The organism is Roseomonas acroporae, assembly GCF_023223525.1.
Lineage (GTDB): Bacteria > Pseudomonadota > Alphaproteobacteria > Acetobacterales > Acetobacteraceae > Roseomonas_E > Roseomonas_E acroporae.
On record NZ_JALPRX010000035.1, the window covers coordinates 66,391 to 84,989 of the forward strand.

Annotated in this window: 17 protein-coding genes; 7 read left to right on the forward strand and 10 right to left on the reverse strand. The window is 75.3% G+C overall.

Annotated features, from left to right (window positions below; genetic code table 11):
- Nucleotides 1–78 precede the first annotated feature (78 nt).
- From M0638_RS09525 to pdxH, 3 genes are all read right to left on the reverse strand, one after another.
- On the reverse strand, nucleotides 79–957 hold the full coding sequence (locus tag M0638_RS09525; protein ID WP_248666740.1) for a universal stress protein: 879 nt from the start codon (nucleotides 955–957) through the stop codon (nucleotides 79–81).
- 140 nt (nucleotides 958–1,097) lie between these two features.
- Nucleotides 1,098–2,633, reverse strand: a complete 1,536-nt coding sequence (locus M0638_RS09530) for a bifunctional aminoglycoside phosphotransferase/ATP-binding protein (protein ID WP_248666741.1) — start codon at nucleotides 2,631–2,633, stop codon at nucleotides 1,098–1,100.
- Nucleotides 2,634–2,700: 67 nt separating this feature from the next.
- Complete coding sequence (gene pdxH, locus M0638_RS09535) at nucleotides 2,701–3,318, reverse strand: pyridoxamine 5'-phosphate oxidase (RefSeq protein ID WP_248666742.1); 618 nt, start codon at nucleotides 3,316–3,318, stop codon at nucleotides 2,701–2,703.
- A gap of 350 nt (nucleotides 3,319–3,668) precedes the next feature.
- Here pdxH and fabI point away from each other — a divergent pair, with 350 nt between their 5' ends.
- On the forward strand, nucleotides 3,669–4,508 hold the full coding sequence (fabI, locus tag M0638_RS09540) for an enoyl-ACP reductase FabI (protein ID WP_248666743.1): 840 nt from the start codon (nucleotides 3,669–3,671) through the stop codon (nucleotides 4,506–4,508).
- A 392-nt stretch (nucleotides 4,509–4,900) separates the two neighbouring features.
- Nucleotides 4,901–5,224 (forward strand): hypothetical protein, encoded by a 324-nt coding sequence (locus tag M0638_RS09545; RefSeq protein WP_248666744.1) that lies wholly within the window; start codon nucleotides 4,901–4,903, stop codon nucleotides 5,222–5,224.
- Nucleotides 5,225–5,305: 81 nt separating this feature from the next.
- On the opposite strand, the gene M0638_RS09550 is transcribed toward M0638_RS09545, so the two are convergent.
- Nucleotides 5,306–5,686, reverse strand: coding sequence for a hypothetical protein (locus tag M0638_RS09550; protein ID WP_248666745.1), 381 nt, complete (start codon nucleotides 5,684–5,686; stop codon nucleotides 5,306–5,308).
- 87 nt (nucleotides 5,687–5,773) lie between these two features.
- Between M0638_RS09550 and aroC the strand changes: the two genes are divergently transcribed.
- Together aroC and M0638_RS09560 are read left to right on the forward strand one after the other, a co-directional pair.
- Nucleotides 5,774–6,877 carry a chorismate synthase gene (gene aroC / locus M0638_RS09555; RefSeq protein ID WP_248666746.1) on the forward strand — a complete coding sequence of 368 codons (1,104 nt, stop codon included), beginning with the start codon at nucleotides 5,774–5,776 and terminating at the stop codon, nucleotides 6,875–6,877.
- Between the two features lie 359 nt (nucleotides 6,878–7,236).
- A complete protein-coding gene (locus tag M0638_RS09560; RefSeq protein WP_248666747.1) occupies nucleotides 7,237–8,421 on the forward strand; it encodes a helix-turn-helix transcriptional regulator in 1,185 nt (394 codons plus the stop codon).
- Here the strand turns inward: M0638_RS09560 and M0638_RS09565 are convergent.
- Together M0638_RS09565 and M0638_RS09570 are read right to left on the reverse strand one after the other, a co-directional pair.
- Nucleotides 8,375–9,349 (reverse strand): dienelactone hydrolase family protein, encoded by a 975-nt coding sequence (locus tag M0638_RS09565; protein WP_248666748.1) that lies wholly within the window; start codon nucleotides 9,347–9,349, stop codon nucleotides 8,375–8,377. The genes M0638_RS09560 and M0638_RS09565 overlap by 47 nt on opposite strands.
- 292 nt (nucleotides 9,350–9,641) lie before the next feature.
- Complete coding sequence (locus M0638_RS09570) at nucleotides 9,642–10,028, reverse strand: hypothetical protein (RefSeq protein ID WP_248666749.1); 387 nt, start codon at nucleotides 10,026–10,028, stop codon at nucleotides 9,642–9,644.
- A gap of 190 nt (nucleotides 10,029–10,218) precedes the next feature.
- On the opposite strand from M0638_RS09570, the gene M0638_RS09575 reads away from it, so the two are divergent.
- The 3 genes from M0638_RS09575 (at nucleotide 10,219) to glcF (ending at nucleotide 14,479) form a co-directional block, all read left to right on the forward strand.
- On the forward strand, nucleotides 10,219–11,718 hold the full coding sequence (locus tag M0638_RS09575) for an FAD-linked oxidase C-terminal domain-containing protein (protein ID WP_248666750.1): 1,500 nt from the start codon (nucleotides 10,219–10,221) through the stop codon (nucleotides 11,716–11,718).
- 43 nt (nucleotides 11,719–11,761) lie between these two features.
- Entirely contained in the window at nucleotides 11,762–12,973 is a 1,212-nt protein-coding gene (gene glcE, locus M0638_RS09580; protein WP_248666751.1) for a glycolate oxidase subunit GlcE, read from the forward strand.
- A gap of 156 nt (nucleotides 12,974–13,129) precedes the next feature.
- Nucleotides 13,130–14,479, forward strand: coding sequence for a glycolate oxidase subunit GlcF (gene glcF / locus M0638_RS09585; RefSeq protein ID WP_248666752.1), 1,350 nt, complete (start codon nucleotides 13,130–13,132; stop codon nucleotides 14,477–14,479).
- Nucleotides 14,480–14,540: 61 nt separating this feature from the next.
- Here the strand turns inward: glcF and M0638_RS09590 are convergent, their stop codons facing one another.
- The 4 genes from M0638_RS09590 to M0638_RS09605 form a co-directional block, all read right to left on the reverse strand.
- The gene (locus M0638_RS09590; protein WP_248666753.1) at nucleotides 14,541–15,941 is read right to left on the reverse strand and encodes an L-lactate permease; all 1,401 of its coding nucleotides are present in this window, start codon (nucleotides 15,939–15,941) and stop codon (nucleotides 14,541–14,543) included.
- 238 nt (nucleotides 15,942–16,179) lie between these two features.
- A complete protein-coding gene (locus M0638_RS09595) occupies nucleotides 16,180–16,857 on the reverse strand; it encodes a 3-oxoacid CoA-transferase subunit B (protein ID WP_248666754.1) in 678 nt (225 codons plus the stop codon).
- Nucleotides 16,858–16,871: 14 nt separating this feature from the next.
- Nucleotides 16,872–17,564, reverse strand: a complete 693-nt coding sequence (locus M0638_RS09600; RefSeq protein ID WP_248666755.1) for a 3-oxoacid CoA-transferase subunit A — start codon at nucleotides 17,562–17,564, stop codon at nucleotides 16,872–16,874.
- Nucleotides 17,565–17,678: 114 nt separating this feature from the next.
- Nucleotides 17,679–18,599 (reverse strand): putative bifunctional diguanylate cyclase/phosphodiesterase (locus M0638_RS09605; RefSeq protein WP_248666756.1); only part of this gene is annotated, 921 nt, incomplete at its 5' end.

Consider the following 18,599-nt stretch of genomic DNA (forward strand, 5'->3'; position numbering starts at 1 on the left):
GGAGGGGTGCAGGGGAGGGCAACGCCCTCTCCTGCCTCGGGGCGGCGCCCCGATCCCCTCATGCCGGCCGCAACGCCCTCAGCGGCACATCAGCACCGGGATGTCCGCGTTCTCCAGCACGTGCCGCGTCACGCCGCCCAGGATGAGCTGGCGCAGCCGCGAATGGCTGTAGGCCCCCATGGTCAGCAGGTCCGCGCCGAAGTCGCGCGCGGCGCCGAGCAGCCCGGCGCCGACCTCGCGCGTCACCGGCTTGAAGGGGATGATCTCCGCCTCGATCTCGTGCCAGCGCAGATAGGTGCGGATGCCCTCGGCGGTGGGGCCGCGCCGCTGGTAGTCGTCCGAGGCCAGGATGCGCACCGCCTCGGCCTGGTGCAGCCAGGGCAGCGCGGCGGCGACGGCGGCGGCGCTCTCGGCGGTGCCGTTCCAGGCGACGCAGGCGCGCGTGCCCATGCTCCGCGGCGCCTCGCGCGGGGCGATCAGCACCGGCCGGCCGCTGTCGAACAGCACGGCGTGCAGCGCGTCGGAGGAGGAGACGTCCTCGCCCGCCTCCGGGTGCGGCAGCACGGCGAGGTCGTAGAGGCGCGACTGCTGCGCCACCACGTCCTCCTCGCGCCCGGCGATGGATTCGAAGGAGAAGGTCGGGCCGTGCGCCTTGATCGCGGTCTCGGCGGAGTTGGCCAGCGTGATGCCGCCCTCCTCGCCGGTGAAGCGCTCGAACAGCGCGCGCACGCGGCTGGCGCGGTCGCCGCTCTCGCGCTCCGTCGCCGCCATCATCTCCTCGATCATCGCGCCCGACAGCCCCTCGCCGGCCAGCGGCGCCACGTCGCGCGCGTCCACGCGCACGTGCAGGCAGTGGACGTGGGCGTTCCAGATGCGCGCCACCATGACGGCGGTGCGCATCGCCGCCTCGCCGGCAGCGGTGCCGGTGAGCGGCAGCAGCACTCGACGATAAGCCATGTCCGCGTCTCCCTGGTGTCCTGTCCGCGTCGTTCGCCCGGAACGGCGCGGGCAGGCGGCCCCCCGAAAGCGAAGGCCGGTATCCCGTTCCCCGTGGCCGAGGGGCCATGGCGGCGGGACGCCGGCGCGTCGCGCGCAGACTAGCACAACGGCGTGAGGGATTTGGCAAGTGCCTTGCGCGCCGCCGGCAGCGGATCCTCCGACGCATCCAGGCGTATCCAATCCGCCATCGGGCCGGGATCGCGCCGCGCGGCGCGTTCGAGCACCGCGACCGTCGCGTCCGAGGCGTCGTTGCGGCGCGCCGTTATGCGGCGGCGCAGCACGTCGAGCGGCGCCTCCAGCCAGAAGCCGACGAAGGGAACGCCGGCCGCGCGCGCGGCCTCGGCGATTCCGGCGCGGTGCGCGGGATCGAGGAACACCGCGTCCGCCACCACCGCGTGCCCCGCCCGCGCCGCCTCGCGCGCGGCGGCGAAGAATTCGGCGTAGACGGCGGCGCTCTCGGCTTCCGCGTAGGCGGTGTCCGGCAGCCTTTCCTCCGGCGCCACGCCCTGGCGGCGCTTGCGGATCTCGTCCGTGCGCAGCAGCAGCGCGCCGGGCGCCGCGCCGAGCGCGGGGGCCAGGGCACGGGCGAGGCGGCTCTTGCCGGTGCCCTGCAGCCCGCCCACCGCGACGACGAGCGCGGGCAGCGGCCGCAGGTACGAATCGGCGGCGTCGAGGTAGCGCAGCGCCGCCGCGCCGTCGCCGCGCGCGCCCTCCACATGCGCGCGCACCATGGCGCGCACGGAAAGCCAGAGCGGCAGCGCCGGCAGCATCCCGGCATCGCCGGTGCGCGCGAGGTAGCGGTTCAGCACCCGGTTCGCCGCCGCGCGGCCGGGCCGGCGCGCCAGGTCCATCAGCAGGAAGGCGAGGTCGTAGCCCGTGTCGATGCGGGCATAGTCCTCGTCGAATTCCAGCGCGTCGAACGGCGTCGGCTTCCCCTGCCAGAGGCAGAGATTGCCGAGATGCAGGTCGCCGTGGCAGCGCCGCACCCGTCCCTTGGCGGCGCGCGCGGCGAGCAGCGGGGCGAGCCGCGCGCAGGCCGCCCGTGCCGCCGCCAGCCAGTCGTCGCAGCGCTGGCCGGGCAGCGCCGCCGCGCGCGCCGCGCGCGCATTGCCGGCGATGACGGCCTGCATCGCGGCGACGACGTCGACGTCGCGCAGCGGCGGCAGCGCCGCGTGCATGGCGGCGACGGCGTCGCCGAGCGCATCGAGCAGCGCCGCGTCGAGCGCGCCGCGCGCGGCCATCGCGTCGAGGAAGTCGCCCGGCGGCACGGGCGCCATGCGCAGCACCCAGTCCAGCGCGCCGTCCGCCGCACCTGCGGGCGGGGCCGCCTCCGCGTCGTCCGGCGGCAGCGGCGCGCCGAGGACGAGCGCCCCGGCCGCGTCGCGGCGCACGGGCACCACGTCGCGGTAGAGGTCCGGCGCGAAGGCGCGGTTGAGCGTCAGCTCGCGGCAGCAGAAGCGGCGGCGCGCCGCGAGCGTGCTGAAGTCGAGGAAGTCGAGCCGCACCGCCTTCTTCAGCTTCAGCGCCGCGTCGCGGCCGACATACACCGCCGAGACGTGCGTCTCGATCGGCGCGCCGCCGGTCAGGCGCGCGAGCAGCGCCGCGACCTCGGCCTGCGAGGGGGGGATTGCCATGGCCGGATTCAGGCCGCGCGGCGGAGGTTGCCGATGCCCGGGCAACCGCCGCTCGGGGGAGAGGCGCTCAGGGGAACAGCACCTCGGTGCGCCAGCCCGCGGCCAGCCGGTGGAATACCTGCCTTTCATGCAACCGGAAGGGCATGTCGCGCCAGAATTCCAGGCGCTGCGGCAGCAGGCGGAAGCCGGACCAGTGCGCCGGGCGCGGCACGGATTCCTCGGGGAAGCGGGCCTCCATCTCGGCGACCGCCGCCTCCAGCTCGGCGCGCGAGGTGAGCGGCCGCGACTGGCGCGAGGCCCAGGCGCCGATGCGCGAGCCGCGCGGGCGCGAGGCGTAGTAGGCATCCGCCTCGTCGGGCGTCACCGCCTCCACCGGCCCCTCGATCCGCACCTGCCGGCGCAGGCTCTTCCAGTGGAAGCAGAGGGCCGCGTTCGGGTTGGCGGCCAGCTCCTCGCCCTTGCGGCTCTCCAGGTTGGTGTAGAAGACGAAGCCGCGCGCATCGAGGCCCTTGAGCAGCACCATCCGCGCCGAGGGCCGCCCCTCGGCATCCACGGTGGCGAGGCACATGGCGTTGGGATCGTTCGGCTCGCCCGCCGCGGCCTCGGCCATCCAGGCCTCGAACAGGGCGAGCGGGTCGCCCGGGGAGGCGGTTGCGGGCGACGCGGGATCGGTGGCGTGGTCCATGTGCAATCTCCGTCCAGTCTCTCGGGCCGGTCGCCGGGATCAATCCCCGGCATCAACCCGCCATCGGCCCCTTGGCATCGGCCCTCCGGCTCCTGCCCCCGGCATCAATTCCTCCGGGGCCATCCTCGGGAACCGGGCGCCGGGGCGCGGCATCGCCGGGCCAGGGCAAAGGACGGGCCGGGGTTCGGCGGCCGCGCGGGACTGCCGCGGCTGCGGCCTTCCTTCCGCGAGGCACCCGGCCGCGCGACCGGGCCCAAGCTCCGCCCCTCACCCTCTTGCCCCTTGCCGGAGCGCAAGCGGTGTGCCACCACGCGATCCCTCTCGCAACGAGCCGGTGGTCAATCCAGCCTATGTCAGAACCCACCCCGCCCGCGATCCCCACCGGTACGCTCATGGCGGGCAAGCGTGGCCTGGTGATGGGCGTCGCCAACGACCGTTCCATCGCCTGGGGCATCGCGCGCGCCTGCGCCGCCCAGGGTGCCGAGGTCGCCTTCACCTACCAGGGCGAGGCGCTGGAGAAGCGCGTCCGCCCGCTGGCCGACGGCATCGGCAGCCGCCACGTCCTGCCCTGCGACGTGACCGACGATGCCAGCGTGGACGCCGCCTTCAGGGTGCTCGAGGACGACTGGGGCGGGCTCGACTTCCTGGTCCACGCCATCGGCTTCGCCGACAAGCAGTACCTGCGCGGCCGCTACCTCGACACGCCGCGCGACGCCTTCCTGCAGGCGCTCGACATCTCCTGCTACTCCTTCGTCTCGGTGGCGCAGCGCGCCGTGCCGCTGATGAAGGCCGGCGGCTCGCTGCTCACCATGAGCTATCTCGGCGCCGAGCGGGTGACGCCGCACTACAACGTCATGGGCGTCGCCAAGGCGGCGCTGGAGGCGAGCGTGCGCTACCTCGCCGCCGACCTCGGCGGCCAGGGCATCCGCGTCAACGCGATCAGCGCCGGGCCGATCAAGACGCTCGCCGCCTCGGGCATCGGCGACTTCCGCTACATCCTGAGGTGGAACCAGCTCAACAGCCCGCTCAAGCGCAACGTCTCCATCGAGGAGGTGGGCGGCGCCGGCCTCTACCTGCTCTCCGACCTCGGCGCCGGCGTCACCGGCGAGGTCCATCACGTGGACAGCGGCTACCACATCGTCGGCATGAAGGCGGTGGACGCGCCGGACATCGCGGTGGCCAAGGACTGAACGGCGCGCGGCCGCCGGGGCGGCCGCGTGCCTCCGGCGGCCATCGGGCCCGTCGCGGCCACGCCGATCCGGCCCCGCCGGCGCCGGGCAGGGTAGGCATGGGTTCGGGCCGGCACGGGTTCGGTTCTGCAACGTGATCTTGCATCGTTGCGCCTGTTGCGGTTGTATCCGCCGCCGGCGGTCGCCCGGCAGCGACGGGCGGCAGGCCGGGCGGTAGCCCCGCGAAGCCTCCCGGCACGCCGATGCGGCGGACCGGCCGTGACAGTTGACGAGGAGCGCCGGCCGTCTGGCCCGGCGGGCCTCGTCACGGGCGGCGGCCCGCCACAAGGCCGAACGGCCGCAGAGGCGCGCGGCGGGCCGCCCGACGGCTCAGCGCCACGGAGGAGACCACGATGTACGCAGGCTCGTACCGTCAAGGCAGCGCCAACGGCCTTCCCGGAGGTGCCCGGGGCAGCGCCACGGCGCTCCGCCTCGTGGGTTCCGAGGCGGCCGACCCCACCCTTGCCGCGATCGAGGCGGAGCTGACCGACGCGTGGCGGCGCTTCCGCGAGGCGGGCGTGCGGGGCGTCTTCGGCGAGATGCTTGCGGCCGAACTGCACGCCTCGTCGCTGGCCGAGGCGCTGGGCGCGCTGTTCGAGGCACGCGGCCTGGATGCCGGCGCGGCGGCGCTGGCGGCGGCCGAGTGCCGCCGCCAGGGCATGCGGGACGCCGGCTGAGCCGACCCGGGTTCCCTGCCCGAACTCCCGGCCCCCTGCCCCGGCCCCTTCCCGGCGATCGCCGCGGCGCGCCGGCACGGCTCAGCGCCAGGCGGGCCGCTCGGGCAGGGACGGCGTGCCGCCCTGGCCGGGCAGCACGATCTGCGGCAGGATCGGCGGCAGGGGCTGGCGCGGCGCGAGGTCGGCCGGCGCCGGCTGGCAGGACGGCCGCAGGATGCCGCAATCCCAGCGCCAGCGATCCGGCTGGCCGCTGAGGCTGCCGCCGCGCTCGAAGCCGCAGACGCATTGCCGGCCGCCGAGGCAGGCGGCGATGCCGTCGCGCAGCGCGTTGCAGACCGGCATGGGCGGCGCGCCCGGCGGATAGGCCTCGCCGCCGATGACCTGCGCCGGCGCCGGCCGCGCCAGGGCGAGGACGGCCAGCGTCGCCAGGGCGAGGTGCAGCAGGAGCTTCAGGGCGCGCATGGCCCGGCAGCCTGGGCGGAATTGGTGCAGGAAGGGTTGACGGCACGGCACCGCCGCCCCGAGGAGTAGCCGCCCAAGGAGTAGCGCATGTCGCACAACAGCTTCGGGCACCTCTTCCGCGTCACCACCTGGGGCGAGAGCCATGGCCCGGCGATCGGCGGGGTGGTGGATGGCTGCCCGCCGCGCCTGCCGCTCGCCGAGGCGGACATCCAGCCCTTCCTGGACCGCCGGCGCCCCGGCGCCTCGAAATTCGTCACGCAGCGGCAGGAGCCGGACCAGGTCCGCATCCTCTCCGGCGTGTTCGAGGGGCTGACCACGGGCACGCCGATCTCGCTGCTGATCGAGAACCAGGACCAGCGCTCGAAGGACTACGGCGAGATCAGGGACCGCTTCCGCCCCGGCCATGCCGACCTCGCCTACGAGCTGAAATACGGCATCCGCGACCATCGCGGCGGCGGCCGCTCCTCGGCGCGCGAGACGGCGATGCGCGTCGCCGCCGGCGCCGTGGCGCGGCGCGTGCTCGGCCCGGGCGTGACGATCCGCGGCGCGCTGGTGGCGATGGGCGGCGACGCGGTGGACCGCGCCGATTGGGACTGGTCGGCGGTGGACGAGAACGCCTTCTTCTGCCCCGACCGCGCCGCCGCCGCCCGCTGGGAGGAGCAATTGCTCGCCCTGCGCAGGAGCGGCTCCTCGGTGGGCGCCGTGATCGAGGTGGTGGCGGAGGGCCTGCCGCCCGGGCTCGGCGCGCCGGTCTACGGCAAGCTCGACGCCGACATCGCCGCCGCGCTGATGAGCATCAACGCCGTGAAGGGCGTCGAGATCGGCGACGGCTTCGCCGCGGCCGCGCTGACCGGCGAGCGGAACGCCGACGAGATGCGCATGCGCGACGGGCGGGTGGAATTCCAGTCCAACCATGCGGGCGGGGTGCTGGGCGGCATCTCCACCGGCCAGCCGGTGGTGGCGCGCTTCGCGGTCAAGCCCACCTCCTCGATCCTGACGCCGCGCGCCTCGGTGGACCGCTTCGGCGAGGAGGTGGAGGTGCTGACCAAGGGCCGGCACGACCCCTGCGTCGGCATCCGCGCCGTGCCGGTGGGCGAGGCGATGCTGGCCTGCGTGCTGGCCGACCACCTGCTGCGCCACCGCGCGCAGAACCCGGACGCGCCGGAGGTGGCGCGGCTGCCGCGCAACTGATCCCGGCGCCCCCCGGCTTCCGCGCCCCCGGCTTCCACACCCCCGGCTTCCACACCCCGGCCCCGCGCGGCCTCGGCGCGCGGCCGCCCCACCAGCCCCGCGCGCGATGCCGGCCCGCACAGATCGGGATTCGCGCGGGCCGGCATCACCTATTCGTGCGCCATCCTTCCGTCGGGTGTCGTGACCTTCCGCACGGCGCCCCTGCCGGCGGCCGCCATGCTGGGCCGGTGGCCGTCATGGCGCCGGGCGGGCAACCCGATCGGTGCTCGGCGGCATCCCCTCCGCGGCCATGCGCCGTTCCCGCCCGGCGGCGGGGACATTGCCAGAGGGGGACATTGCCAGAGGCGGAACGCTGCGCCATGCCGGATGCCCCGCGCTTCAGCAGCCTGCTCGGCGAGATCTACGAGGCCGCACGCGACCCGGCACGCTGGGAGGCGACGCTCACCGCCGCCGCCGACTACATCGGCGCCTCCGGCGGCATGATCGCCTACATCGACCCGCAGGGGCCGGGAAGCTTCCTCGTCCCGGGCCGGCTGCGGGAGGACCTGAGCACGCTCTACCTGCGCCGGCACACGCGCAATCCCTTCAGCGAGGCTCTCGCCCGGATGCCGCCCGGGCAACCCTACCTGGCGAGCGGGCTGGTCGATGCGCGGGCGCTGCGCGGCAGCGCCTTCCATGCCGACATCCTGGCGCCCCAGGGCATCGTCGACGTGGTCTCGTCGGTCTACGCCGACTTCCTGCGGGAAGGGCTGGGCGGCTTCGGCTTCACCCTGACGGAGCGCGGCCGCGACGACGCGGCGGGGGCGCTGGACCGGTTCCGGCGCGTGCTGCCGCATCTCGAACGCGCCCTGGACCTGTCGCGCCGGCTGGGCCGGCAGGCCGCCGCCACGCAATGCGCGGCGGTGCTGGAGGCGCTGCCCGGCGCCGCCTTCGGGCTGGATGCGCGCGGCCGCGTGGCGGTGCTCAACCATCCGGCCGAGGCGCTGCTGCGGGAGGGCGACGGCCTGGCGCTCGACCGCCGCGACGGCCACCGGCTGCTGGCCGCGAGGCCGGCCGAGACGCGGCGGCTCGCGCACGCCATCGCGGCCGCGCTCGTCACGGCCGGCGGCCCGGGGGACGGGCCGGGCGAGGATGCGGGCGGGTATCTGCGCATCACCCGCCCCTCCGGCCGCCCGCCGCTGCTGCTGCTGCTGGCGCCGCTGCCCGCCCCGCCCGAGCGGGCATCGGGGAGCACCCTGCGGGACTGGGCGGGGCCGGTGCGCTGCCTCGCGCTCGCCTTCGATCCCGCGACGCTGCCGGCGCCGCCCGCCGCGCTGCTGGCCGGCGCCTTCGCCCTGACCGGCGCCGAGGCGCGGGTCGCCGTGCTGGTCGGGCTGGGTCTCGGCGTGCCCGAGGCCGCCGCCCGGCTCGGCCTGTCGGCCGGGACGGTGCGCACGCACCTGCACCGCTGCTACGACAAGACCGGCGTGCGCTCGCAGTCGGGCATCGCCCGGCTGGTCACCGCCCTGACGACGCTTCCGGGCGCGGCGCGTCGGTCGTTCTGATCGCCGCCTCGAACGCCGCGCCGAGGAAGGACACGACCCGCCCGGTGGCGTTCATCGCCACCGCGTCGTCGACCACGACGGCCAGCCGCCCCGCCCCGGCATCCGTCGCCGGCAGCGCCGCGGGCGGTGCCCGCCACACCAGGCCCATGTCCCAGCCGTAGCCGGCCTGCGCGTAGCGGTGCAGCTGCGTCCGGGCCCGGTGCTCCGGCGGCATGGCCTGCAGCAGCGCGTCGCAGTCGCCCTCCCGGTCGCGGCTGTCGCGGCCGCCGGCCAGGATCTGCTCCGGCGCCGCCGTCCAGGGGCCGGGCGCGGCCAGGCCTTCCGCCCGCAGCGCCCCGCAGCCCGGATAGAGGGCCGCGTGGGCGGCGAAGCGCGGGCCGTCCGCGCCGAGCTCCGAGGCCGCCAGCCGCTCCAGGGCGGCGAGCAGCGCGGCGCGGCCGCCATCGCCGAGCCCGACCACGGCGACGCGGCGCAGGTCGATGCGCGGATCGCCGCTGAGCGCCTCCAGGATGGCGAGGAGCTGGCGCGCGCCCAGTTCCTGACCCTCCGTGCCCGTGCCGCCGCCGGACGGCGGCGCCACGCCGTCGGCGGAGAGGCGCAGCAGATCCGGTTGCAGCGTCACCCAGCCCATCTGGCCGATCGACCGCGCCAGGTGCTCCGTGCGCCCATCCGGGCCGAGCTGGTCGTGCAGCACGATCACCGCCGGCCTCGGCCCCGCATCGGCGGGCCAGGTCACCAGCAGGGGAACGAGCTGGAAGGTGGAATCGGCGAGGAACAGGCTCAGCATCATCACCTCGCTGCGCTGCTCCCCGACCGGGTCGTCCGCCGGCGCCTCGGCGGCGGGCAGGGCGCCGGGCGCGGCGAGAAGCAGCGGGGCGAGCAGGAGGGCCGCGCGCGGCAGCGAGGCACGGCTTCGGGAAGCGCGCATCGTAGGGTCTCCGTCCCGTGGCAGGTCACGACGCCACCCAGACTTCCACCGTATCGATGCCGGCACGTCCCCCGATCGGAGGAGGCGCTTCCCGCGCCCCGGATCGAGAGAGGCGCTTCCCGCGCCCTGGATCGAGGGAGGCGCTTCCCGCGCCTCGGGAAGCCGTGCCTGCCTCCCGCCGGGCGCCCCGCCTCCTCCCCGCGCCGCCCCGGCGGCCGCACGGGACCGGCATCCGCCCCGGCTTGCCGCCGCCCCCTGCGCGGCAGCGGCCGGGGCCCGCCGCCGGCCGTCGTCAGCGCGGCGTCAGCGTCTCCTCGCCCAGCCCCGTGCCATGGCTCCACACGCCGCGCAGGCGTCCGTCGGGCAGGATGCGGAACACCGCGATGCCGGTGACCGGGGTGCCGTCCTTCTCGCCCGGCGCGTAGAAGGAGGCCGAGAACAGCTCGCCCGTCACCAGCCCGACCCCGCTCACCGTGCTGCCCTGCGGGTTCACCCAGAGCACCCGCCAGACGCCGTCGGGGCCGACCTGGAGCTGCGCCGTGCCGGCATAGCCGTTGCCCTCCGGGTCGGTGCCTTCCACCGCGTAGGTGCCGGCGCGCAGGGCCTGGGCCAGCGCCGGCGACGCCCGGAGCACCGGCAGCAGCAGGAGCACCGGCAGCAGCACAGGCAGCAGCGCCACCGCCAGCCATCCCGTCCGGCCAAGCCGCATCGGCCCACCCTCCGCCATCCGTGCCGCCGCCGTCGCCCGGCCCGCGCGGCGATGCCGCCGGATGGTGCCCGGACCGACCCGTTACGGGCAAGGAATCCCCGCCTTGCCGACCGTTCCGGCACGGCCCATCTTCCGCCGACAGACGTAGGGGAGGCGATCCATGATCCCGCTGCCGGAGCCCAAGCCCGACATCCTCGCCCGGCGCGACGAGATCGTCGCGGCGCTGCGCGCGATCGTCCCCGGCAGCGCCCTGGGGGGCGGCCTCGGCGAGGGGGTCATCAGCGAGCCGCTGCGCCTCAAGCCCTACGAGACGGACGGGCTTTCCGCCTACCGCCAGCCGCCGCTCGCCGTGGTGCTGCCGACCAGCACCGAGCAGGTCGCCGCCATCCTGCGCTACTGCCACCGCAACGGCATCCGCGTGGTGCCGCGCGGCGCCGGCACCAGCCTCTCGGGCGGCGCCCTGCCGCTGGCGGACGCGGTGGTGATCGGGCTGATGCGGATGAACCGCATCCTGGAGATCGACTACGACGACCGGCTCGCCGTGGTGGAGGCGGGCGTCACCAACCTCGGCATCACCAAGGCGGTGGAGGGCGACGGCTTCTTCTACGCCCCCGATCCCTCCTCGCAGCTCGCCTGCATGATCGGCGGCAACGTGATGATGAACTCGGGCGGCGCGCACTGCCTGAAGTACGGCGTCACCGCCAACAACCTGCTCGGCGTGAAGCTCGTCACCATCGAGGGCGAGGTGATCGGGATCGGCGGCAGCCATCTCGACGCCGCCGGCTACGACTGGCTCGGCCTGATCACCGGCTCCGAGGGGCAGCTCGGCATCGTCACCGAGGTGACGGTGCGGCTGCTGCACGCGGCCGAGGGCGCGCGCGCCATGCTGGTGGCGTTCAAGGCGAACGAGATCGCCGGCCAGGCGGTGGACGCGATCATCGCCTCGGGCATCATCCCGGTGGCGCTGGAGTTCATGGACCGCCCGGCGATCCATGCCTGCGAGGCCTTCGCCCATGCCGGCTACCCGCTGGAGGCCGAGGCGATGCTGATCATCGAGGTGGAGGGCTGCGCCGCCGAGCAGGACGCCCGCCTCGGCGAGATCCGCGCCATCTGCGAGCGCTTCGACCCGATCTCGGTGCGCGTCGCGCAGACCGCCGAGGAATCGCTCGCCATCTGGAAGGGCCGCAAGGGCGCCTTCGGCGCGGTGGGCCGCATCAGCCCGGACTACCTGTGCATGGACGGCACCATCCCGACCTCGACGCTGCCCGAGGTGCTGCGCCGCATGGGCGAGATGAGCGACCGTTACGGCCTCAAGGTCGCCAACATCTTCCACGCCGGCGACGGCAACCTGCACCCGCTCATCATGTTCGACGCCAACGACCCGGAGAGCTTCCGGCGCGCCGAGGAATTCGGCGCCGACATCCTGAAGCTCTGCGTCGAGGTCGGCGGCTGCCTGACCGGCGAGCACGGCGTCGGCGTCGAGAAGCGGGACCTGATGGGCGTTCAGTTCGCCCCGCACGAGCTGGACCAGCAGCGCCGCATCAAGTCCGCCTTCGACCCGCAATGGCTGCTCAACCCGGCCAAGGTGTTCCCGCTCGACGGGCTGCCGGAGGCGGCACTCGCCCGCGCGCCCGCCCGCGCCGCGGCGCGGGCCGCCTGAGGGTGCGCCGACCCGGAATGCGCCGAAGCACGGAACGCGCCGCATGACCGACGGCCTCCTCTCGCCGGCCACGGAATCCGAGCTGGCCGGCATCCTGCGCCGCGCCACCGCCGGCGGCGAGCCGCTCGCCATCGAGGGCAACGGCACCAAGCGCGCCCTACTGCGCCCGGTGCAGGCGGCGCGCACGCTGACGGTGCGCCACCTCACCGGCATCACCCTGTACCGGCCGCAGGAGCTGATCCTCTCGGCCCGCGCCGGCACGCCGCTGCCCGAGATCGAGGCGGCGCTGGCCGAGAAGGGCCAGTACCTGATCGCCGAGCCGCCCGACACCACGGCGCTGTTCGAGGCGGAAGCGGCGGAGACGCGGCCGGCCACCATCGGCGGCGTCGTCGCCTGCAACCTCTCCGGCCCGCGCCGCATCAGCGCCGGCGCCATGCGCGACCACGTGATGGGCGTGCGGCTGGTGAACGGCCAGGGCGAGGTGGTGCATTCCGGCGGCCGGGTGCTGAAGAACGTCACCGGGCTCGACCTGTGCAAGCTGCTCACCGGCAGCTACGGCACGCTCGGCGTGCTGACCGAGGTGACGCTGAAGGTGCTGCCGGCGCCGCCGGATTCCGCCACCGTCGCCGTCTCGGTCCGCGACCTCGCCGCCGGGGTGCGCGTGCTCTCGGCCGGGCTCGGCAGCCCGTTCGGGCCGAGCGGCGCCGCGCTGCTGCCTGGCGGCGCGCCGGAGCTCGGGCTGCAGGGCCCGACGGCGCTGCTGCGCCTCGAGGATTTTTCCGACTCCGTCCGCTACCGCGCGGAATCGCTGGCGGCGCGGCTCGGGCGCGAAGGCGACGTGACGCTGCTGGAGGCGGCACGCAGCGTGCCGCTCTGGCGCGCCGTGCGCGACGCGGCGCCGCTCGGCGCGCTGCCGGAGGAGGCGATCTGGCGCGTCTCGGTGCGCCCGAGCGCGGCGCCCGGCGTCGCCGCCTCGCTCTCGCGCGCCTTCGACGCGAAGCTGCTGCTGGACTGGGGCGGCGGGCTGCTCTGGATCGCCGGCCCCGCCGAGGCCGCGACGCACGCGGCGGTGATGGCGGCGGCGCGCGCGGCGGGCGGCACCTGGACGCTGTTCCGTGGCCCGGACGGGCTGCGCGCGTCGAGCGAGGTGCTGCCGCCGGAGCCGGCGCCGCTCGCCGCCATCTCGGCGCGGGTGAAGGCGGCGCTCGATCCGCGCGGCGTGCTCAACCCGGGGCGGATGCACGCCGGCCTGTAGGCCGGCCCGGCGCGGCCGCGCCGCCTCCCCCTGGACCGGCATGGTCCCGGGGCGGGCGGCCGGAGCGGCGCCCCGGCCTCGCCACCCGCCGCGCGGGGCGGCAGCGTGACTTGCGACCGACTCAACGAAAGGCCAGCGGGGAAAGGCAGGCGGGGGATGCAGACCAACTTCACGGCGGAGCAGCTCAAGGACCCCGACACCAGGGTCTCCAACACCATCCTGCGCACCTGCGTGCATTGCGGCTTCTGCACCGCCACCTGCCCCACCTTCGCGCTGCTCGGCGACGAGCTCGACAGCCCGCGCGGGCGCATCTACCTCATCAAGGACATGCTGGAGAGCGGCCGCCCCGCCACGGAGGAGGTGGTGCGGCACGTCGACCGCTGCCTCTCCTGCCTCTCCTGCATGACCACCTGCCCCTCCGGCGTGAACTACATGCACCTGGTGGACCACGCCCGCCGCTACATCGAGGAGACCTACACGCGCCCGCTGCCCGAGCGGGCGCTGCGCTGGGTGCTCGCGCGCGTGCTGCCGCATCCCGGGCGCTTCCGGCTGGCGCTGCGGGCGGCCCGGTTCGGCAAGTCGCTGCGCGGGCTGCTGCCGAGGCGCGGCACCACCGGGCAGCGCCTGCACGCCATGCTCGACCTCGCCCCCGACGCGCTGCCGCCGGAAAGCCCGGCCCAGGCGCCGCAGGTGCACCGGGCGGCCGAGGGACCCTGGGGCGAGCGGCGCGGCCGCGTCGCGCTGCTCACCGGCTGCGCGCAGAAGGTGCTCGCCCCCTCGATCAACGAGGCGACGATCCGGCTGCTGACGCGCATGGGCATCGAGGTGGTGGTGACCGCCGGCCAGGGCTGCTGCGGCGCGCTGACCCACCACATGGGCCAGCACGACCCCGCCATGGCCGCCGCCCGCGCCAACATCGCCGCCTGGAGCGCCGAGATCGAGGGCGAAGGGCTGGACGCGATCGTGGTCAACGCCTCCGGCTGCGGCACCACGGTGAAGGATTACGGCTTCATGTTCCGCGACGAGCCGGCGCCCTGGCGCGACCGCGCCGTGGAGGTCTCGGCCCGCGCCCTCGACATCTCCGAGGTGCTGACCCGCTTCGACTACGCGCCGTCGCGGGAGTCGCCCGGCCTCGTCGTCGCCTACCACGCCGCCTGCTCGCTCCAGCACGGGCAGAAGATCACCGCCGAGCCGAAGGCGCTGCTGCGCACCGCCGGCTTCACGGTGAAGGAGGCGGCGGAATCGCATCTCTGCTGCGGCTCGGCCGGCGTCTACAACATCGTCCAGCCGGAGATCGCGGGGCGGCTGCGCGAGCGCAAGCTGGAGAACATCGCCCGCACCCGCGCCGACCTGATCGCCGCCGGCAACATCGGCTGCCTCACCCAGCTCGCGGGCGGGCTGCCGGTGGTGCACACGGTCGAGCTGCTCGACTGGATGGCGGGCGGGCCGGAACCGCCGGCGGTCGGCGCGGCCAGGGCGCGCCAGGGGGCCGGCGCGGCGGCCTGACGGCGCCGGGCGCTCCCGTGTCCTGCGGGTCGGGCGTCGCACCCGGCCCGCAGGCGCCCCCTCACCCGCCCAGCGCCACCGCCCCCCAGCCCAGCAGCAGCGCCGCCAGGACGCCCGGCCAGAGCAGCCGCCACACCGGGCCGGGCCGCGTGCCCTCGCCCTGCACCGCGCAGACCATCGCGGTGACGGCGAGGCTCATCCCGGCCGTGGCGGCGGTGGTGAACACCTGCACCGTCGGCGCCAGCAGCGCCGGCAGGCCGGCGGCGCGGCCCAGCTCCGCCTGCACCGGCATCAGCGCCGCGTTGCCGCTCACCGCGCTGCCGGTGAGGAAGCCCGCCAGCAGCCCGAGCGGCGCGACCGCGTAGGCCGCGAGCCCGCCCAGCCCCCCGGCCGCCGCATGGGCGAGATTGCCCGCCACGCCGCTGCCCGCCAGCAGCCGCGCCAGCACCACGTAGAGCGCCATCGCCAGCGCCGGCCGCCCGGCCCGGCGCAGTGCCGCCGCCGCCCGCGTCGCCGGCACCCGACGCCACGCCAGCAGCAGCGCCGAGACCACGAACAGCACGGCGGCCACATGCGTCAGCGGCAGCGCCGGCAGGTCCTCCCAGGGGCGCGCCGAGGGCGGCGTCGGCCAGGCGCGCGCCGCGAACAGCGCCGCCACCAGCAGCGCGTAGGGCGAGGCGGCGCGCAGCCGGCCGCGCCACGCGGCGGCATCGGCCGGCGGGTCGAGCCGCCACAGCGCCCAGAGCAGCGGCGGCGCCGTGGCGACGATCCCCGCCAGCTCGTAGGGCAGCACCGCGTGCGACAGGATCAGCAGCGCGCCGACGCAGGCGGCCAGCGCCGCCGGCACCATCGCGTCGCGCATCCCCAGCGGCACGCCGGCGGCCAGGACGAGGCGCAGGAACACCGGCACCAGCAGCAGCAGCCAGGCGGCGCTGAGATGGGCGACCTCGGTGGCCAGCGCCTGCACCGGCAGGTGGCTCAGCGCGGCGGCGACGGCGGTGCCCGGCCCCAGCGCGCCCCAGGGCACCAGCACCTGCGACTGCAGCGCCAGCGCCACCCCCGCCGCGCCGCCGATGCCCATGCGCCGCAGTGTCGCCAGCGCGAACACCGCGCCGACGCCGAAGCCGGTGACGCATTCGAGGAAGGTGCCGGCCAGCAGCGTGCCCGCGTAGAGGCGCAGCGGCGTGGCCGGCAGCCGCTCCGCCTCGCCCGGCCGCGTCACCGCCGCCTGGAACAGCAGCCCGCCCGCCACCACCGCAATCGGCTGCGCCGCGAGCCAGAGGCCACGCATCGCCTCGCGCAGCAGCAGCCCGGCGGCGTCCGCGCCGGGCGGCAGCGCCGCGAGCGCGGCGGGCACGGCGGCGAGGATGGCGACGGCGCAGGCGGGGATGGGGCCGACGCGGCCGGCGGCGAGCAGGCCGACCAGCAGCAGCAGCGGCGCGGCCTGGAGCAGGAGGTTCATGCGGGGGATGTCATCCGTGGAGGGCGGCAGGGCGCGCAAACGCCCTTTCGGGGAAGGCGCCGCCTTCCCCGGACCCCATCCGGCAGGAGGGCGAGACCCTCCTGCACCTCTATTCGTTCGGAGCCCGGGTGTCGAAACCGCCCGGGTGCCTTTCCGAACGGGGTTTCCAAAGGGGCTTCGCCCTTTGGTGGGAGGGGGTGCGGGGGAGGGCGAGGCCCTTCCCCGCCGCGCCCGGCCCTCAGCCCTCCCGCAGCAGCTTCGCGTCGGTCCGCGCCTGCAACGCCTCGAAGGTCAGCCCCGGCACCATCTCGCGCACCACGAAGCCGCGCTCGGTCACGTCCAGCACGGCGAGGTTGGTGTAGACGCGCCGCACCGCCCCCACCGCCGTCAGCGGGTAGGAGCAGCGGCGCACCACGCGGGGCCGGCCGTCCTTGGTGACGTGGTCCATCACCGCCCAGAGCCGCTTCGCCCCCACGGCGAGGTCCATCGCGCCGCCCACCGCCGGCGCCCGCTCGCCCGCCGAGGTGGCCCAGTTCGCGATGTCGCCGTTCTCCGCCACCTCGTAGGCGCCGAGGACGCAGAGATCGAGGTGCCCGCCGCGGATCATCGCGAAGCTGTCGGCGTGATGCACGTAGGAGCCGCCGGTGCGCAGCGTGATGTGCTGCTTGCCGGCGTTGATGAGCCACGGGTTGACGTGCTCCGGGTCGGGCGCCGGCCCCATGCCGAGCACGCCGTTCTCGGAGTGGAAGATCACCTCGCGCTCGGGCGGCACGTAGTCGGCGACCAGCGTCGGCATGCCGATGCCGAGGTTGCAGTACCAGCCCTCCGGTATGTCCTGCGCGACCCGCGCGGCGAGGGCGCGGCGCTCCAGCGGCGCGAAGCCGGCGGGAGCCTCGGTGATGGTGGTGTCGGGCATCCTTGCCTCCCTGCTCAGGCGGCCTGCGCCGCGCCGGCGGCGTAGGGGACGTGGACGACGCGGTTGACGAAGATGCCGGGCGTCACGATCGCGTTCGGGTCGAGCTCGCCCAGCTCCACGAGGTGCTGCGTCTGCACGATGGTCAGGGCCGAGGCCATGGCCATGATCGGGTTGAAGTTGCGCGCGCTGTCGCGGAAGGTGAGGTTGCCCCAGCGGTCGGCCTGCCACGCCTCGACCAGCGCCACGTCGCCGTGCAGGGCCTTCTCCATCACGCAGAGCTTGCCGTCGATCTCCAGCGTCGGCTTGCCCTCGGCCAGCAGCGTGCCGACGGCGGTGGGCGTGTAGAAGGCCGGGATGCCGGCGCCGGCGGCGCGGATGCGCTCGGCCAGCGTGCCCTGCGGCACGATCTCGAGGCCGATCTTCCCCTCGCGGTAGCGGTTCTCGAACGCCTTGGAGGTGCTGGAGCGCGGGAAGGAGCAGATCATCTTCGCCACGCGGCCCAGCTCGATCAGCTTCGACAGGCCGTAGCCGTCCACCGCGCCGGCGTTGTTGGCGACGATGACGAGGTCGCGCGCGCCCTGCTCGATCAGCCCGTCCAACAGCGTATCGGGCTGGCCCACCGCGCCGAAACCGCCCAGCAGGATGGTGGAGCCGTCCCTGACGCCTTCCAGCGCCTCCGCGACCGAGCGGACGATCTTGTTGATCACGCGTTCCTCTCCTGCCAATGCCGATTGGCCGGAGAGTGCCATGGCGCGGCATCGCGCGGAAGCGGCCGCACCGGGCGATCGATCCCGTCGGGAGCGTCCCCGGCGGCGCCGGGTTCAGCCCTGCCCGACGCGCGGGGCGCCGACCCAGCGCGCCACCTCCTGCAGCGACATCGGGCGGCCGAGATGGTAGCCCTGCAGGCCCGGGCAGCCGAGCGACTGGAGGACGCCGAGATCCGCGGCCGTCTCCACGCCTTCCGCCACCACGTCCATGCCGAGCGAGCGGCCGATCTGCAGGATGGCCTGCACCATCACCTGGTCGTTGGTCGAGGTGGCGATGCACGACACGAAGCAGCGGTCGATCTTGATGCGGTCGACCCGCATCTGCCGCAGCGCCGCAAGCGAGGAATAGCCGACCCCGAAATCATCGAGCGCCACCCGCACGCCGGCCGCCGACAGGGCCGCCAGCGGCGCCTTCGCGATCCGCAGGTCGAGCATGGTCTCCTCGGTGATCTCGATCTCCAGCAGCGCCGGCGGCAGTCCGTACGCGGCGAGCGTCTCCAGCACGATATCGTCGATGGCGAGCTGCGACAGCTCGCGCGGCGAGACGTTCATCGCCACCGGCACGTCGTCGAGGCCGAGCTCCCGCAGCGTCCGCAGCATCGTGCAGACCCGCTCCAGGATGTAGCGCAGCAGCGTGTCGGACAGGCCCGAGGCGGCCGCCGTGGCGACGATGTCGGGCGGCGGGATGAGGCCGTGGCGGGGATGCCGCCAGCGCAGCAGCGCCTCGAAGCTCTCCACCGTGCGGCCATCCCCGCGGAAGATCGGCTGGAACCAGACCGTCACCGCGCCCGCTTCCAGCGCGCCGGCGAGGTCGCGCTCGACGTCGCGGCCCCTCTCCAGCGTCTCGTTCAGCGCGGCGTCGAACAGGCAGTAGCGGTTGCGGCCTCTGCTCTTGGCCGCGTAGAGTGCGGCGTCGACCCGGCTCAGCAGCTCCGTGACCTCATGACCGGCATCCGGCCGCGGCGCCGCGGCCCG

What these genes read in the sequence shown, in the direction of transcription:
- M0638_RS09525 (WP_248666740.1), bottom strand. Translation starts at nt 957, where the DNA reads ATGGCTTATCGTCGAGTGCTGCTGCCGCTCACCGGCACCGCTGCCGGC.
- M0638_RS09530 (WP_248666741.1), bottom strand. Translation starts at nt 2,633, where the DNA reads ATGGCAATCCCCCCCTCGCAGGCCGAGGTCGCGGCGCTGCTCGCGCGC.
- pdxH (WP_248666742.1), bottom strand. Translation starts at nt 3,318, where the DNA reads ATGGACCACGCCACCGATCCCGCGTCGCCCGCAACCGCCTCCCCGGGC.
- fabI (WP_248666743.1), top strand. Translation starts at nt 3,669, where the DNA reads ATGTCAGAACCCACCCCGCCCGCGATCCCCACCGGTACGCTCATGGCG.
- M0638_RS09545 (WP_248666744.1), top strand. Translation starts at nt 4,901, where the DNA reads ATGTACGCAGGCTCGTACCGTCAAGGCAGCGCCAACGGCCTTCCCGGA.
- M0638_RS09550 (WP_248666745.1), bottom strand. Translation starts at nt 5,686, where the DNA reads ATGCGCGCCCTGAAGCTCCTGCTGCACCTCGCCCTGGCGACGCTGGCC.
- aroC (WP_248666746.1), top strand. Translation starts at nt 5,774, where the DNA reads ATGTCGCACAACAGCTTCGGGCACCTCTTCCGCGTCACCACCTGGGGC.
- M0638_RS09560 (WP_248666747.1), top strand. Translation starts at nt 7,237, where the DNA reads ATGCCGGATGCCCCGCGCTTCAGCAGCCTGCTCGGCGAGATCTACGAG.
- M0638_RS09565 (WP_248666748.1), bottom strand. Translation starts at nt 9,349, where the DNA reads ATGCGCGCTTCCCGAAGCCGTGCCTCGCTGCCGCGCGCGGCCCTCCTG.
- M0638_RS09575 (WP_248666750.1), top strand. Translation starts at nt 10,219, where the DNA reads ATGATCCCGCTGCCGGAGCCCAAGCCCGACATCCTCGCCCGGCGCGAC.
- glcE (WP_248666751.1), top strand. Translation starts at nt 11,762, where the DNA reads ATGACCGACGGCCTCCTCTCGCCGGCCACGGAATCCGAGCTGGCCGGC.
- glcF (WP_248666752.1), top strand. Translation starts at nt 13,130, where the DNA reads ATGCAGACCAACTTCACGGCGGAGCAGCTCAAGGACCCCGACACCAGG.
- M0638_RS09590 (WP_248666753.1), bottom strand. Translation starts at nt 15,941, where the DNA reads ATGAACCTCCTGCTCCAGGCCGCGCCGCTGCTGCTGCTGGTCGGCCTG.
- M0638_RS09595 (WP_248666754.1), bottom strand. Translation starts at nt 16,857, where the DNA reads ATGCCCGACACCACCATCACCGAGGCTCCCGCCGGCTTCGCGCCGCTG.